This is a genomic window from Acinetobacter ursingii DSM 16037 = CIP 107286, from assembly GCF_000368825.1.
GTDB classification, from domain to species: Bacteria; Pseudomonadota; Gammaproteobacteria; order Pseudomonadales; family Moraxellaceae; genus Acinetobacter; species Acinetobacter ursingii.
Genome location: NZ_KB849716.1, coordinates 48989 through 65868, shown reverse-complemented (window position 1 = coordinate 65868; position 16880 = coordinate 48989). Strand labels below are relative to the sequence as shown.

The 16880-nt window shown below is 40.4% G+C and carries 16 protein-coding genes; 3 read left to right on the top strand and 13 right to left on the bottom strand.

From position 1 onward, the window contains the following. Positions 1–2: 2 nt before the first annotated feature. From pcaF to F944_RS05010, 3 genes are read right to left on the bottom strand one after another with little or no spacing between them, the layout of a single operon-like run. On the bottom strand, positions 3–1208 hold the full coding sequence (pcaF, locus tag F944_RS05020; RefSeq protein WP_004987700.1) for a 3-oxoadipyl-CoA thiolase: 1206 nt from the start codon (positions 1206–1208) through the stop codon (positions 3–5). Positions 1209–1220: 12 nt separating this feature from the next. Beyond that, a complete protein-coding gene (gene catJ, locus F944_RS05015) occupies positions 1221–1874 on the bottom strand; it encodes a 3-oxoadipate CoA-transferase subunit B CatJ (protein ID WP_004987698.1) in 654 nt (217 codons plus the stop codon). A 10-nt stretch (positions 1875–1884) separates the two neighbouring features. Next, positions 1885–2571, bottom strand: a complete 687-nt coding sequence (locus F944_RS05010; protein WP_004987694.1) for a 3-oxoacid CoA-transferase subunit A — start codon at positions 2569–2571, stop codon at positions 1885–1887. A gap of 309 nt (positions 2572–2880) precedes the next feature. On the opposite strand from F944_RS05010, the gene pcaU reads away from it, so the two are divergent. After that, positions 2881–3693: an IclR family transcriptional regulator PcaU gene (pcaU, locus tag F944_RS05005; protein WP_026039993.1), complete on the top strand. Its 813-nt coding sequence runs from the start codon at positions 2881–2883 to the stop codon at positions 3691–3693. 385 nt (positions 3694–4078) lie between these two features. On the opposite strand, the gene F944_RS05000 is transcribed toward pcaU, so the two are convergent. Continuing rightward, entirely contained in the window at positions 4079–5275 is a 1197-nt protein-coding gene (locus tag F944_RS05000) for a YbfB/YjiJ family MFS transporter (protein ID WP_004987688.1), read from the bottom strand. A 144-nt stretch (positions 5276–5419) separates the two neighbouring features. Here F944_RS05000 and F944_RS04995 point away from each other — a divergent pair, with 144 nt between their 5' ends. Beyond that, positions 5420–6313: a LysR family transcriptional regulator gene (locus F944_RS04995; RefSeq protein ID WP_004987687.1), complete on the top strand. Its 894-nt coding sequence runs from the start codon at positions 5420–5422 to the stop codon at positions 6311–6313. Positions 6314–6385: 72 nt separating this feature from the next. Here F944_RS04995 and F944_RS04990 read toward each other — a convergent pair whose 3' ends face one another. The 4 genes from F944_RS04990 to F944_RS04975 are packed head-to-tail and all read right to left on the bottom strand — an operon-like array spanning position 6386 to position 10761. After that, positions 6386–7309 carry a 2-hydroxyacid dehydrogenase gene (locus F944_RS04990; RefSeq protein ID WP_004987684.1) on the bottom strand — a complete coding sequence of 308 codons (924 nt, stop codon included), beginning with the start codon at positions 7307–7309 and terminating at the stop codon, positions 6386–6388. Then, a complete protein-coding gene (locus F944_RS04985; RefSeq protein ID WP_004987683.1) occupies positions 7306–8064 on the bottom strand; it encodes a class II aldolase/adducin family protein in 759 nt (252 codons plus the stop codon). The genes F944_RS04990 and F944_RS04985 overlap by 4 nt, the downstream gene beginning before the upstream one ends. A gap of 45 nt (positions 8065–8109) precedes the next feature. Continuing rightward, positions 8110–8898 (bottom strand): 2-(1,2-epoxy-1,2-dihydrophenyl)acetyl-CoA isomerase PaaG, encoded by a 789-nt coding sequence (paaG, locus tag F944_RS04980; protein ID WP_004987682.1) that lies wholly within the window; start codon positions 8896–8898, stop codon positions 8110–8112. A gap of 60 nt (positions 8899–8958) precedes the next feature. Next, on the bottom strand, positions 8959–10761 hold the full coding sequence (locus F944_RS04975) for an acyl-CoA dehydrogenase C-terminal domain-containing protein (protein WP_004987679.1): 1803 nt from the start codon (positions 10759–10761) through the stop codon (positions 8959–8961). Between the two features lie 329 nt (positions 10762–11090). Here F944_RS04975 and F944_RS04970 point away from each other — a divergent pair, with 329 nt between their 5' ends. Further along, the gene (locus tag F944_RS04970) at positions 11091–11513 is read left to right on the top strand and encodes a PaaI family thioesterase (protein ID WP_004987676.1); all 423 of its coding nucleotides are present in this window, start codon (positions 11091–11093) and stop codon (positions 11511–11513) included. A gap of 19 nt (positions 11514–11532) precedes the next feature. On the opposite strand, the gene F944_RS04965 is transcribed toward F944_RS04970, so the two are convergent. The 5 genes from F944_RS04965 to F944_RS04945 all read right to left on the bottom strand — a co-directional run bounded on the left by F944_RS04965 (position 11533) and on the right by F944_RS04945 (position 16846). Then, positions 11533–12744: an MFS transporter gene (locus F944_RS04965; RefSeq protein ID WP_373869225.1), complete on the bottom strand. Its 1212-nt coding sequence runs from the start codon at positions 12742–12744 to the stop codon at positions 11533–11535. Between the two features lie 29 nt (positions 12745–12773). Next, complete coding sequence (gene dcaP / locus F944_RS04960; RefSeq protein ID WP_004987672.1) at positions 12774–14102, bottom strand: outer membrane trimeric porin-like protein DcaP; 1329 nt, start codon at positions 14100–14102, stop codon at positions 12774–12776. Between the two features lie 99 nt (positions 14103–14201). Next, a complete protein-coding gene (locus F944_RS04955; protein WP_004987666.1) occupies positions 14202–14852 on the bottom strand; it encodes a 3-oxoacid CoA-transferase subunit B in 651 nt (216 codons plus the stop codon). Then, a complete protein-coding gene (locus tag F944_RS04950; RefSeq protein WP_004987665.1) occupies positions 14849–15520 on the bottom strand; it encodes a 3-oxoacid CoA-transferase subunit A in 672 nt (223 codons plus the stop codon). The genes F944_RS04955 and F944_RS04950 overlap by 4 nt, the downstream gene beginning before the upstream one ends. Positions 15521–15571: 51 nt before the next feature. After that, on the bottom strand, positions 15572–16846 hold the full coding sequence (locus F944_RS04945) for an MFS transporter (RefSeq protein WP_026039979.1): 1275 nt from the start codon (positions 16844–16846) through the stop codon (positions 15572–15574). Between the last annotated feature and the right edge of the window lie 34 nt (positions 16847–16880).

Sequence of the window (16880 nt, the reverse complement as noted above, 5' to 3'; positions counted from 1 at the left end):
CCTTAAACCCGCTCAATAATCAAGGCAATACCCTGACCTACACCAATACACATTGAACATAACGCATACGTACCGCCTGTTTGTTCAAGTTGATTCAGTGCTGTCGTGACCAGCCGTGCTCCAGATGCACCCAATGGATGACCCAATGCAATCGCACCGCCATTTGGATTCACTCGTACATCATCGTCTTGTAGACCTAAATCACGGGTACAGGCTAAAGCTTGCGCTGCAAAGGCTTCATTCAGCTCAATCACATCCATCTGATCAATAGTCAAATTAGCTCGCTTCAATAGTTTTTTAATCGCAGACGCAGGTGCAAAACCCATAATCCGTGGTTCAATACCCACTGTGGTTGCTGCAATGATCTTGGCACGGGGTTTTAGCTGGTATTGTGCAATCGCTTCATCAGAAGCAATGAGTAATGCCGCTGCACCATCATTAATGCCAGATGCATTGCCCGCAGTCACTGTACCGTCTGCTTTAACCACGCCTTTAAGTTTGGCTAAAGCTTCTAAAGTGGTCGATGCACGTGGATGCTCATCGGTATCGATGATGATCGGATCGCCTTTGCGCTGCGGGATCGTGACAGGCACGATTTCTTTGGCAAAATAGCCTTTGGCTTGTGCTGCTGCCGTGCGTTGTTGACTGCTATAAGCAAACTGGTCTTGATCTTCACGGTTGATATCAAACTGCTCTGCCACGTTTTCAGCCGTTTGTGGCATGCTGTCGACACCATACATGGCTTTCAGCTTTGGATTGATGAACCGCCAGCCCATGGTGGTGTCTTCAATCTTTTGGCTACGACCAAATGCACCTTCTGATTTACCCATCACATACGGTGCGCGACTCATGCTTTCGACACCACCTGCAATGATTAAGTTAGCTTCACCCGCTTTAATCGCACGTGCTGCCATCGCAATCGCATCCAGTGATGATCCACATAAACGATTCACTGTGGTTGCAGGGACTTCAACGGGTAAACCTGCAAGCAGTGCGGACATTCGTCCCACGTTGCGGTTGTCTTCGCCTGCCTGATTGGCACAACCATAAATCACGTCATCGACTTGTTGCCAGTTCACGCTTGGGTTGCGTTGCATCAATGCAGTAATTGGTACAGCACCCAAGTCATCAGTGCGAACTGGTGCTAAACCACCTGCGTAACGACCAAATGGGGTACGGATTGCATCAACGATGTATGCATTTTTCATATTCAGTTATCCTTATCCCTGTGTCGCATCAATCAGCGTTGCACCCGTCAAGCTTTGTAATTCGTCAAAGCTTAAACCTTCTACTTTCTCAGTCACTTTCAGACCTTCTGGTGTCACATCAATAATGCATAAATCGGTGTAGATGCGATCTACACATTTTTGCCCTGTGGCAGGATAAGTCAGTTCTGCAACAATCTTCGGTTCGCCTTTTTTAGTCACGTGATCCGTGGTCACAAAGACTTTCTTTGCACCGACGGCCAAGTCCATCGCTCCACCTACCGATGGAATTGCATCAGGTGCACCGGTATGCCAGTTGGCAAGGTCGCCATTAGCGGCAATCTGGAAGGCACCTAATACACAAATATCGAGATGTCCACCACGCATCATCGCGAATGAATCACCATGATGGAAGAAACAACCACCTTTGAGCATGGTCACGTATTCTTTACCGGCATTGATCAGTTCTGGATCTTCTTCACCTTTTGCGGGTGGTGGGCCAAATGCCAGTAAGCCATTTTCTGAATGTAGGAATACATCTTTGTCCGCAGGCAGGTAGCTGGCAATTTTGGTCGGTAATCCAATACCAAGATTGACATATGAACCTTCGGGAATGTCTTGTGCCACACGCTGTGCAATCTGGTCACGGCTTAGTTTTTGATAACTCATGTCGTTCTCCTTATGCTGAAACAGGTGCGGGTGCAGGCTGTACCTGTACCACGTGTTGTACAAAGATGCCTGGGGTCACGACTACTTCTTGATCAAGCTCACCGAGTTCAACCACTTCACTGACTTGGGCAATGGTTACATCGGCAGCCATCGCCATAATTGGGCCAAAGTTTCGTGCAGATTTGCGATAGACCAGATTGCCCCAGCGGTCGCCTTTATGCGCTTTAATCAGGGCAAAGTCGGCTTTGATTGGATTTTCTAAAACGTAGTCTTTGCCGTCATATTGAAGGGTCGGTTTACCCTCAGCCAACAATGTACCAAAACCTGTTGGGGTGTAGATTGGACCAAGTCCCATGCCTGCGGCTTGCATACGGCAAGCCAGATTGCCCTGTGGTACGATTTCCAGTTCGATTTTGCCTGCACGATACAGTTCATCAAACACGTATGAGTCGGCTTGACGTGGGAATGAGCAGATGATTTTTTTGACTGCGCCAGTTTTGAGTAGCTTGGCAAGACCGTAGTCGCCATTGCCTGCATTGTTGCTGACGATGGTGAGGTCTTTCAGTCCAAGTTCGATTAAACCATCAATCAGTTCAGCGGGTTGACCTGCTGTACCAAAGCCGCCAATTAAAATGGTGGCACCGTCTTTAATCTGGGAGAGCGCTTCCGCGAGGGTCGCTGCACTTTTATCTATCATTTAGATAACTCCATTGTGCATCAAGCAAAATTAGAAAGGTGGAAAACTAGGACATGGCTAAGGAAGAACATTTCATGCAAGTTCAAATACTATTCCTTAGTCATTCGGTAGGATTCCCTTGTCTGATCATTTTTTATAATTTTTTGTTTGAGTTCCAGACCAGTTTAGTAGGTTTTGTTCGGTGATTAAATCATTTGTTCGACTATCGAACAAAACCTGATTTATCTGGTCGGCTTTAGCGTTATAGTATGCAAATCAATATGACGAATGTATCAAATGCTAGGAATGTCAGTAGATATGGATAAAAAAATAGAGAAAGAAGAAAAAATTCTTCACAATTCAAGTAACAAAAAAACGATTCGTCATGAAGATTTTGTTGCTGGAATTGGTAAAGGCATGGCGATTTTAGACAGTTTTGGTACGGATCGCCACCGATTAAATATTACCATGGCAGCTGAAAAAACAGGGATGACTCGGGCAGCTGCACGACGCCATTTACTTACTTTAGAGTATCTCGGTTATCTTGAATCCGATGGGCATTACTTTTACTTAACACCTAAAATATTAAAATTTTCAGGCTCTTATCTTGGTGGTGCACATCTTCCAAAAATTTCTCAGCCTTTACTTAACTTATTGACAACACAAACTTCTCTCATCTATTCGGTCATGGTACTTGATGGCTACGAGGCGATTACCATTGCCAGAAGTGCTGCACACCAACAAACAGATCGGGTAAATCCCTATGGTCTACATTTGGGAAATCGCTTGCCTGCACATGCAACCTCAGCAGGAAAAATTCTTTTAGCCTATCTAGATGATCATGAACAACAGGAATGGTTATCACAACATCCACTACAACGCCTAACCAAATATACGCATACCAATAATCAGGATTTTTTAAAACTTTTATGTGAAATTAAAGAACAAGGCTGGTGTTATTCCTGTGAAGAACATGAGCTGGGTGTGCATGCCTTAGCTGTACCTATTTATGGACAACAGTCGCGTGTTGTCGCTGCGCTTAATATTGTTTCTCCCACGATGCGAACCACTAAAGAATACTTAGTCCAGCATATTTTGCCTTTATTACAGGAAACAGCCAGAGAGTTACGCAATATTTTATAATTCAAATTTTAAACTTATCGTTCGATCATCGAACTCTTGTATTTCTCTAGAAAATATTGCGGCTATGGTTTCGATTAGAAAAAATACACAAATGTTCTAAATTGATTAACTTCTGCTTGAGTATGGATCAGTCTATAACATTCAAGCGATGAAATACATTTAGATAGTTTATGTGAATCTTCATTTAATACCGACACTCTAGGCAAAATGAAGATTCATTATTTACATATCTTACATGTGCATTTTTATTGCATAAAATGTTCGAGATGATTGCTAAAATGGCGTTGAGGGGCAAAAAAATCATCCCATGCTGTTAAAGCGATAAGAAAGATCATCGCAATGACTAATATTACAATGATACGTAAAGTTCCTAGAAAATAATGCATTAACCTTCCCCCTTCAGTTGACTCGAATTTAGTTTCTGAATCATGTAAAAACATACGCTACACACAAAGCCAAGGCTCATCATCATTGCGCCAAGAAAAAACAAATGTGGGTAAATGACACCACTTGTATGTAAAAAGCTAATCAGCAAACCACCTACAAGCTGTGCCGTTGCAAATGCTGCGGTTGCAATACTCCATGCGGATTGGTGATTTTGAGTACCTAATATGTTCAATAAAGCACTTGAACTAAGGGAAACCACAGCAGGATTTAATAAACCTGTTAAAAAAGAAGAAAGTGCTAAGCTATAAAAATGGTGAAAATAAACTGGAATAAAAATGGCAAGGCTATAAAGTAAATAACAACGCCATAAAGCACCCGAAATCTGCCAATGTTTACTGCAATAAAAAGCAAATACTGCTCCTAACATCGAGCCTATTCCATAAAATGCCCACTGCTGATTGGCAAATTGAACACTTTGATGTAATTCATGTTGTATAAAATCGATCCAAAACAAACTATGTGGAATATAGGCAATTGCACTTAAAGCGTAAGCAGCAATGATTAGCCCAGCCATTTGAACGTATTTGGGTGCTAAAGAAATGCCTGACTGGTATGTCTGCTGAGTCTGTAACGTCTTTTGTTGCCCTTGTAAACCAATAAAAATGACAAAACTAAAGATCAAGCTTAGAACACCCAGAAATAACCATCCTAATCCAACATTGATTTTGGCAGCATAAGGCACAATAAATGTTGAAATCACTACCCCCGCTCCTATCCCACTAAATGCCACCATACTGAGCCGCTGTCGTATTTCAGGCTCTACCCGTCTTAGCGCGTAGCTTGGGGCAAGCACCATTAAAGTCGCACCTGCAATTCCTGAAAATAATCGAAAAACAATATATAAAAACTCAGGTAAACCATGAATTGCACAAAGTAAAAGGCTTAAAGAGCCTAGAAATGCACTGATACTAATTAATTTTTTATCTTGGATATAACGCGAGGCAGCATGGGCCAATAATGCCCCGATGAGATAGCCCAATAAATTTGCACTACTTAAATAACTGGCAAATGATGCAGTAAACCATTTTTGTTCAACTAAAAGTGGCATCAAGGAGGTATATGAAAATCTAAACAACCCAATCCCTAGGCACGTTGATAGAAATGCCACCCAAAACAATCTGGATGTATTTTGCATTGACCAATCTCTGTTTAAGTTAAATAGATTAAAGCGGATTATTTATATCTGGTAAAATGATTTATAGTGATAGCTAGTATCTTATTTTGAGATAGTATTTTTGCGATAGTTTAAGTTTTGAGATGAAACTCTGAGAGAAAAATAATGCAATTAAAGTCTTTGGAAATTTTTTTAAAAGTCGTGGAATGTGGTAGTTTTTCCCATGCAGCAACGCATTTGCATACGGTGCAATCGAATATTACTAATCATATAAAAAAGCTTGAAGATGAATTAAACTGCGAATTATTGTCGCGTCAATCTCCGATTCGCCCCACCAGTGCAGGTCAACAGTTACGCCATTATGCAGAGCAAATGATTGAGCTACATCAACAAGCTAAATTTCATTTTTCTGATCAAACATTATGCCATGACGTTCCATTAAAAATTGGGAGTATGGAAACCACTGCTGCAACGCGTCTACCCCAGTTATTTAAAGACGTACTTTCACAACTGCCTGAATTAAGACTTCACTTAAATACGGGTACAACACGTGAATTGATTGACCGCGTTTATAAGGGCGATCTTGACTGTGCTTTTATTGCCAGTTCGCAAGTGCTGCCTGATTTTTATAATCTTCTGGCATGGACGGAACATTTAGTTTTGATTTGTCCTAAAGAAGTCCATGCATTTCCAGATAAGAAGGTTTTATTAAATACGCCTTTTCTTGCGATCCGTCAGGGTTGTTTTTATCGAAAAAGCATTGAGTCTTTTTTACAGGGTTATGATTTACCCCCGTCACAACTCACTGAAATGGGCAATCTGGATGCCATCTTAAGTTGTGTGCATTTGGGTATGGGTTACGCCATATTGCCACGTTCATATATTGAAAAGTCATCCTATAAAGATACGCTACAGTTTTTTGATATCGATGAGCAAATTGGTGAAATTAATACGTATCTCATCGCCAATAAACCACAAAGCTGGAGTGGTAATCTCAAACATTTTATTGAACAAGCTACAGATATTTTAGCGCAATCTAAAACCGTGGAAATGACATAAAGCTTGTAAAATGGCTCTTAAATAAGATGAATGCTTAACATTCATCTTATTTCATTGTGATAACAGCCAAATTTAATAGCCTTTCATGACATTCACTTCATTGACTAAAGCTAAGCCCTGCTGCACACGATGATCATTTTCAAGAATTTGTCCAATGACAGCCGACCAAGGTGCGTGTGAAGCAACATGGGGCGTAACCAACACTTTAGGATGTTGCCAAAAAACGTGATCTTGTGCCAAAGGTTCTTTTGCAAATACATCTAAAATTGCACCACGTAATTGCTCTGAATCCAGTGCTGCAATTAAATCCTGTTCGTTTAGATGTTGTCCACGACCACAATTAATTATACAGGCTCCTTTAGGAAGCTGTTGAAACAATTCAGTATTTAATAGACCAACATTATCTTCAGTCAAAGGAAGCAAGTTAATCAAAATTTCACTTTGAGCAAGAAAATCCTGTCTTTGTGCATCACCTGCAAAGCAAGTTACCCCTTCAATTTGCTTTAAACTACGCGACCAACCTGAAACCTGATAACCTAGCTTTGCAAATTTTTCAGCAATATAACCGCCCATTTGCCCTAAGCCCATAATGCCGATTTTGACATCTGCACTGGTTTTTTGTGGCGGTTGTTTCCAGCGTTGCTGTAGTTGCTGAGCGATCAAAACATCAAAAAAACGCTGATAGTACAGCACGCACCATTGCAAATAATCGTACATGCCTTTTTGATGAGATTCATCGACGACACGGCATACCGCATAACGGTCACCTATGCGTTTTAGATTTAAATGCTCAACACCCGCCGCCATAGAATGAATCAGCTTTAGATTTGGCAATGTTTCCAGATAATCCAGATCTGGAAACCACGAAATTGCGGTAGTTGCCTGTTGAGCTTGTTCGCTATGTGCCAGACAATAAGCCTCTTGCGGTGCATATTCAGCCAATGCATCTTCAAGCCATTTTTGTACTTTGGGAACAGTGGTTGCAATCACGATCATGAACAGTATTCCTCTTTTTGTTGTTCAATCAATGACAATGCAGCATGCCATGCATTTGCAATAATTCGCTCAATGCCTTTGGATTCAAATTGTGCTGAAGTATGTTCACAAACCTGTTGACTCGGAATATTTAACTCACAACCACCAGCTAGTGCTTTGATTTGTGCCTGACAAGCGCGTTCTAAAAAGTAAATTTCATGGAAAGCTCGCTGCACACTATCACCTGCTGCCAACAAACCATGATTACGCAAAATCATGACACGATTTTGCCCAAAATCCTGAACTAAACGTTCGCGCTCTTCGGTTAACAAGGCAACGCCTTCATAGTCGTGATAGCTGATTTTGTTATAAAACTTTAAGGCATGTTGCGAGATCGGCAATAATCCCTGCTTTTGTGCAGATACCGCAATTCCATCAGCGGTATGGGTATGAATGACACAATGTAAATCTTGACGTGCCGAATGAATGGCTGAATGAATGACAAATCCTGCCACATTGACCATTTTTCCCTGATCATGTTCATCGATAATATTGCCGTTATAGTCGATTTTTACTAAATGAGACGCCGTCATTTTTTCAAAAGGAATACCATATTGGTTAATTAAAAAATGACCTTCCTCATCGGGTACACGTAAACTAATATGGGTGTCGATTAAATCGGTCATGCGATAATACGCAATTAAACGATATAAAGCTGCTAATTGACATCTGGCAGCCCATTCATTGGCTGAAACTTGTTGTTGTAAACTTGACATGATTGCATCCTTTGCATGTATTGGGTGTCACAAATCGTTTTAAGTTTAATCGAAGTTGGGCTGACGTTTTTGCATAAATGCCTGCACGCCTTCTTTATAATTTGATGATTTGCCTGCCTCACGTTGCAAATCTCGCTCAAGATCAAGCTGTTGTTGTAGGGCGTTTTGCTGCGAAAGATTTAAGGCTTTTTTAATGAGTTTCATGAATGACGAAGGTTGCATCGCTAAAGTCTCAGCCAATGCATTGACTTGCTGCTGAAAAGCATCATCTGGATAAACCTCCCAAATCATGCCCCATTCTAAGGCCTTATCGACCGATAGTTTATTTCCAAGCAACATCAGCGCTTTTGCTCTGGCATGACCCACCAAACGCGGTAAAATCCAAGTCCCACCTGCATCAGGAATTAAACCTACTTTAGAAAATGACTGTATAAATGAAGCGGACTGCTTGGCAACCACAATATCGCATGCCAATGCTATATTGGCACCAGCACCAGCCGCAACGCCATTGACTGCTGCAACAACCACTTTAGGCATATTGGCAATTTTTAAAATCAAAGGATTGTAATAACGATCTAAAGATGCACCAGCATCATAGTTGGGATCTTCGATGACTTCAGGTTTTCGCGCAGATAAATCTTGCCCTGCACAAAAGCCTTTGCCCATACCTGAAATCACAATCACTTTGATCTGTTCAGAGGTTTCCCATTCGGCCAAAATCTGAGCCACTTCCTGATGCATCTGTTCATTAAAACTATTGAGCACTTCAGGTCGATTCAGCGTTAAATAGGCAACACGTTGCTCGACATGTGTCAAAATATGTTGAAAATCCATATTCAATACTCTTGTTTGAGGAGATGGTTTTATGTTCGCCTTCTCCTCGTTTATCATTGATTAAAAAAAGAAATCTTCTGCATCTAGCGCCATCACTGATTCAGCGCCCGTTTTAATCGAGGCTGCATGCTGCTGAGTTCGATTTAATAACTTGTCATAAAAGAATTGTGCAGTTTTAAGTTTAGCCTGATAGAACTTCTGTTCAGTGGTGCCTTGATCCAGTTTTTGTTGCGCAACTTTTGCCATACGCGCCCACAAATAGGCAAAAACGATATAACTTGAGTAATATAAATAATCGACTGAGGCTGCTCCGATTTCCTCTGGATTATGCTGTGCTTTAACTGCAATATGCTTGGTAATCTCCTGCCATTCGTTTTTAAGTTTAGACAATTGATCCAGATAAGTTTTTAAACTTGAATTGGACTGATTTTCCTCAACAAACTGATCAATTAAATCAGTCATGTTTTTAAGCAACTTGCTTTCTGATTTGAGTACTTTACGCGCCAGTAAATCGAGTGACTGAATTTCTGTGGTGCCTTCATAAAGCGTAGAAATACGTGCATCTCGAACAATTTGTTCCATGCCATGTTCAACTATAAAACCATGACCACCAAAAATCTGAACACCATGTTTGGCAGATTCATTGCCTGATTCAGTTAAAAATGCTTTGGCAATCGGTGTCAAAAATGCCAGTAATTCATCTGATAATTTTTTTTGCGCTTCATTGCTTGAGCTTTCAACAATATCTGCGTGTTGTGCCAGAAAATATGCCAAGGCACGTCCACCTTCAGCAAATGCTTTTTGGGTCATCAACATACTACGCACAGCGGGATGTACAATAATTGGATCTGCATTTTGCGCAGGTTGTTTAGCGCCTGTGAGTGCGCGCATGGCTAAACGTTCTTTGGCATAGCCGAGCGCCCCTTGAAAAGCAATTTCAGATGCTGCCAAGCCTTGTACTGCTGTACCAATACGCGCAGTATTCATAAAGGTAAACATGCAATTTAAACCACGATTTTCAGGGCCAATCAGATAACCTTTGGCCGCATCGAAATTCATCACGCAGGTCGCATTGCCATGAATTCCCATTTTGTGTTCAATCGCGCTACACACCACCTGATTACGATCTTGAATGTTACCGGAGTCATCAACATTAAACTTGGGCACAATAAATAACGTAATGCCTTTGGTCCCTAATGGTGCATTAGGCAAACGAGCCAGAACAATATGCACAATATTTTCAGCCAGATCGTGCTCACCTGCTGAGATAAAGATTTTCTCGCCTGTGATCGCGTAACTGCCATCTGCCTGAGGTTCTGCCTTAGTCCGAATCAAACCTAAATCTGAACCTGCATGCGATTCGGTTAAACACATGGTGCCTGTCCAGATTCCTGCTATCAATTTGGTCAAGAAAGTTTGCTTTTGTTGTTCAGTTCCATGATGCTCCAATGTCCGCATCGCACCATGTGAAAGTCCCTGATACATTGCCCACGACCAGTTCGACGCGCATAACATTTCAGAAATAGCGATCCGCAACAAAGTAGGCATACCCTGCCCCCCATAAACTGGATCAGCCGTCAGTGAGGTAAAACCTAATTCGACATATTTCTGATAGGCTTCTTTAAAACCTTTTGGCGTGGTGACTTTGCCGTGTTCAAAATGACAGCCTTCATGATCACCACTTTGGTTGATCGGAGCAATTTCATTTTCACAAAAATCGGCTGCGGCTTCTAAATACTGATTGATCAAATCGCGACTAAATTGATCTGCATATTTTGGAAACTGTTGATAGTTTTCTTCAACTTCTAACATCTCGTGTAAAACGAATTGCATATCACGCTGTGGGGCTTTATATACAGGCATATCCTATTTCCTTGATTTTCTATTCAACTTAAAAGCATGTTTTAAGTTTCTCAAAATTTATTCTCCTCATAGGTTAAAAATATCTAAAATAATTCCATATTGCAAAATTTATTTCTGCAAATTTCAATTTTATTGACTTTAATTTTTCATGGTTCTTAGTCCAAAAATAAATTTAAATATAATTAAATAATAAAATACAAAATGTTATGAATTTTTTAAATTAAACCTATTTATTTAATAGAAATTTAATTTTTGTTATGCAAAATTTTATTCCGAAAATCCTATTTTTATAGTAAGGTATTTTTCATGTTTTACAGCAAGGATGAATCATGCAAACAGGTTTAGAGTTTTTAACCGCACTCAAAAATGGCGAAGTATCGTCTTCCCCAATGGCACAAACGCTTCCCATGCAGTTGATTGAAGCCTCAAAAGGTAAAGTGATCTATAAAGTGACACCCAATAACACTCATTTAAATGTTCAAGGGGGTGTACATGGTGGTTTTTGCGCGACTGCGTTAGATACAGCAACGGGCGGTGCAGCGCATTCCGTACTTGAAGCCAATGTTGGTTACGGAACGATTGATTTAAATGTCAAAATGATTCGGCCAATGCAAACAGATACGGCTTACTATGCGCATGGTGAATTGATTAATGCAGGTCGAAATATCATTACCACTGAAGGTAAAATTGTGGATGACAATGGAAAAATTTATGCATTTGCTTCAGCGACATTTATGATCATCCGCAAATAAACCCTTAGAAGATTAAGTCTTAGTGACTTAATCTTCTGTCATGAGGTTGTCTCATTTTATAAAAATCATAACGATCAATTACAAAGCTAATAATTGCCATGCCCAAACCAATACTGGCACAGGCAATCCAACCAGAATGTTTCCATGTATAAACTGCAATAAAAGAACCTAATGCTGCTCCACCAAAATACAGGGTCATATAAATTGAATTAATTCGAGATCGTGCTTGTGCAGAAATACGATAGACCAGATTTTGATTAAGTACATGTAAAGCAGATAAGCCAAAGTAGGCTAAAATCACACCAACTGCATATAAGATCAAAAATTTCTGCGCAAAAAATAAGGGAATCCAAGCCAGAATAAGCAAACTCAGACTAATCAGAGCCGTGATATTTTCCTGCTGATGTGCAATTTTTTTACCTGCCCACGGTGTTGCAAATACTCCTGCCAGACCAACTATTCCAAAGAGTCCTATTTGAAAGTCATTAAAATGATAAGGTGCATTGGCCAGTAAGAATGTCATGGTGGTAAAAATCAGCGCCAAAATACCAAAACCAATACCGCCCACTAATCCGCGACGTATGAGATGTGGTTCATGAACTGCTAAAGTAAATAATGATGCGTAGATTTGCCAGACCTTTAATTTGACTGTCTTTTTAGCAACTGGAAGTTTAAACCAGACAATCGAGGCAAACAGAAGAATAATAAAACCACTTAATAAATAAACAGCATGCCACGTCCAGATCGTCGAAATCAGTCCTGCAATCGAACGGGCTAACAAAATTCCCATGAACAAGCCACTCATCAAGGTTCCCACGACTTGTGGGCTTTTTTGAGGTGTTGCTAGACCTGCGGCAAATGGAACGAGAACCTGAGTAGAAACTGAAAAGAATGTGGAAAGAAAGGTCAAGCTATACAAAGTCGTCAAATTGGGGCTAAAAGAAAGCCCCATTTGAGCCAAACCTGTACAGATCATCAGTAAAACAATATATGACCTTTTTTCAAAAAAATCTCCCATAGGAACCAATACAAACAAACCTAGCGCATAAGACAGTTGACCAATTACGATCACCAGTGCGGCTTGATCTGGATTGACTCCCAGAGCATCTGCGATTGAATAAATCAGTGGTTGATTATAATAATTCGATCCAGCACAAATACCGCAAGTCATTGCAAGTATAAATACCAGACTTTTAGACATATCCATATGTTCTGTACTGGATTGAATCATGTTAGACATTTTTTACTCAAATGCTGATTTTAAAATTTATACATCGATACAAAGTTGACACGCGAAATGTCAGCCGTTCTGCCATCAAATACTTTGCGCTCACCTAGATGATATTCCACACCAAAATCCATTTGCGCTGTTGGACTATAAAATAAGTTAGCTGCATAATCGGTTAAACGATCATTGGCATCCTGATTTAATTCAGCATAGTCACTACTGTCATCATATTTAAAGATTGAAGCAGACCAGTTGGTACGCCATTGCTCATTAAACTTATAGGTATAACCAATATTAAATGAATCCAGTGTATTCATCACCAAATCAGTTTTGTCTTTATTTAATGAGAAATCGCCTGATGCATTTAAGCTTGCAGCATTGGCCAAACCATTTTGAGTGGTATATGGCATAAATTTCTGATCACCAACAATATGCTGATAGTTTGCCTGTAAGGACTGTTTTGGCGTAATTTGATATTTCAAACCACCACCAGCTCCCCAACTGACTTTTTTAACATCATCTCTGCCGACATCGACTGATTTTTCGTTGACGAAACCTTGGGCAAGCACAAGCAACGGACCTTCTTTATAGGTATATCGTCCTGTTAAAGATGGAAAAGCAGAAACCCGTGAGCTTGTATATTCAAGTGCAACTTTTAAATCATGATTGTTATCAATTTTCCAGTCATAGCGTACTTGTGGCAAACGTGTATATGAGGTTCCCATAAATTGGGTATAGTCGACTGATTCTGTACGGGTTTCCATATTTGACATCAGTGACCAAGTCTGACCAAACGTCCAGTCTTTATAAGTAAAGAACGCATGTCGAATACGGAACTTGCCATCGCCAGTTCCCATTGTCGAGCTATCAAAGAAATCGGCTTCAATATTACCCGTCACTTTTTTATCTGGGCTAGTGAAGTAAACACCTAAACGGCTGGCATTAATCATCGCATCTGAACGCGGATGATTGGCACGTTTATCATTTTCAAAAGGTGCTTTATAAATACTGCTTGTTGTACGCCCCCCCGTATCTGGTGAGGATTGAAAATCAACAGCCGCATCTAAACGTGCAATTCCGTAGACCTTAACATTATCAGTCCAAGTAACCCATGAAGGTGGAATGGCCTTATCTGTTTTTGCTGAAGAATCAGAAGATTGCACGGTTTTTTTCTCAGCTAATTCGGCATTGGTAGCCAATATTTTTTGCTGATTGGTTTTTTGCAGCTCAAGCTCAGTTTTTAAACGCTGTAATTCTGCTTCAAGCGCATTTATTCGTTGCTCAGTCGTACTTTCTACAGAATTTGCAAAAAGCGCCCCAGAAGCCGTGGCACAAGCCGCAGCTAAAATAAGTTTTTTCATCTTTATTCCTTAAAGATAGAGATTAATCAATCAACTTGTATATGCCCCTGAACATCCGAATTTTCATATACAAGCTATTTTGAAGTACTAAAGTAAAATTTAAATTCGAGCATCCACAAGTGGACATTCTGTTACAGCCTGCAACTCATCAAAAGTTAAACCTTCAACCATTTCAATCACATGTGCTTGTCCACCTTTTAAGTCAATAATGCATAGATCAGTGTAAATTCGATCAACACATTGCTCTCCAGTGATTGGATAACTCAATTGATTCACAATTTTGGCTTCACCTTTTTTAGTGGTGTGCTCCATATAAACAAAAATACGTTTTGCACCAACTGCCAAATCCATTGCGCCACCAACCGCAGGGATATCATCTTCTCGACCTGTATGCCAATTCGCCAGATCACCATTCAATGCAACCTGAAATGCACCCAATACACAGATATCCAAATGTCCGCCACGCATAATGTCGAATGAATCACCATGATGCATAAAACAACCACCTGGTAATAAAGTTACCAGTTCTTTACCCGCATTGACTAAATCTGGATCTTCTTCACCTGGTGCTGGCGGTGGGCCAAATGCCAATACTCCATTTTCAGAATGTAGAAAGATTTCCTTGTCTTTAGGCAAATGTTTGGCAACATTGGTCGGCAATCCAATCCCCAAATTTACATAGGAACCATCAGGAATATCTTTTGCGATAATTACCGCAATTTCTTCACGACTTCTTTTTTGAATGGTCATTTGATATCTCCTACTTTGACAACGTGCTGTACAAATATTCCTGGAGTGATGATGCATTCAGGATCAAGACTACCCAGCTCCACGACATCATTGACCTGTACAATCGTGGTCGTTGCAGCTTTTGCCATAATTGGACCAAAATTACGCGCGGCTTTACGATAAATCAGGTTGCCCCAACGATCGGCTTTGTCCGCATAAATAAAAGCAAAATCGGCATGTAATGGATATTCCAATACATAGTTTTTACCATTGATGGTTCTTGTTTCTTTACCTTCAGCAATCTTTGTACCGTAAGCTGTTGGAGTAAATACTGCCCCAAGTCCTGCACCTGCGGCCTGAATACGGCAAGCCAGATTGCCCTGTGGAACAAGTTCTAGTTCAATTTTTCCAGCACGATATAAGTCAGGAAAAACTGTTGAACTTACAGACTTTGGAAACGAACAAACCAGTTTTTTAACCAGTCCAGCCGTAAATAATTTGGTTAAACCGTTTGGACCCGAAGACGCATTATTATTGATAATGGTCAGCTCTCTTGGTGCAATATCAATAAGCGCTTCCAGTAAAGCTTCTGGTTGACCAGTAGTACCAAATCCACTGGTCATGATGGTTGCACCATCAGGAATCGTTCTTAAGACCGATTCAATATCACTGGTGATCTTATTAATCATATCAATTCATTCCTTCTGTCTTCATTTACAAAGCTTTTTGTAAACTATTCATTACTCAGCCTTTTGCGGATCGTATAATCTGTCTTTGATAAATAAGGTTGGAATCAAACCACATAAAAAGTAGGCCACTCCCATTAACAACAAACCTGCACCAATCGAGTTATGGGTTGCCAAATAACCAATGGCGATCGGGGCAAAAATTGCACCAATTCTTCCAATATTAAATGCACCACCTACCGCAGTTCCCCGAATTGAAGTCGGAAAACTTTCAGTTAAATAGGTGGCATTGATGGCATAAGGAATCCCGTATAAAAATCCAAAAATTAGCATTAACCAGCCAATATTTTCAGCCGTATGGAAATAAACAACGACTGGAATAAATAGCGCAGTCCCCATTGTTCCAAATGCAAATACAATTCGACGGCCAATTCTGTCTGCGACAAAACCAGCGATCACTTTGGCAAACATCATGGTCAGGAAAGTCCCAATCATATAAATTGCCATTTCTTTAAACTTGATTCCCAATTCTGCTTCTAAATATGAAGGCAGCCAGTTACTTACGCCAAAATAACCGAACAATAAAAATCCAGAACTAAATGTCCATAACATCAACATCTTGCCGTGTTGTTTATCTTTAAATAATGCGACATAAGGATTTTCGAGTTTTTGTGCTTTACCTGCTTGCGGGTTTGCCAACTTGAGTGCACGTGCTTTTTTCCATGAGGCAGGCTCTGGAACAAGAAAGAACATCAAAATGGAAAATACAATTGGAATAATGGTAATGAAATACAGCATTCGCCAGCCAAACTCAGGAATAATCCATCCAGATAAAGCCGTGATGACCAATGAACCTAAGGTATAACCAGTCATGAGCGTTGCCAGAACAGTGGTTCTATATTTAGTCGGGACCAGTTCCGACATAAGCGTATTACATGCAATATACAGTGATCCTAAACCCAGACAGGTAATGGTTCTTAAAATAACAATCTGTTCATAAGACTGCGCCAAACCCGTACATGCAGAAAGAATGGCAAACATCGCTGTTGCAATGACAATGACGCGTACACGTCCAAAGCGATCACTTGCCCATCCACCAATCAAACCACCAATCGCCATTCCAAAAATAGACCAGCTCCCGAGTGCTCCTGCCTGTACACTGGTTAAACCAAACTCTGCTTTCAAACTTGTTAGTGTAAAAGCTAAAATCCCAATATCTGCTCCGTCACACAGCAACACCAAAAAACAAAATATAAACGCAGTCATCCAGACTTTTTTTGGCGTCTGAATCACCGTATCTTTCTCAAAACCCAAAACTTCCATTTTCATATTGCCACCTATTTCATTTAGATGAATTTGTTGT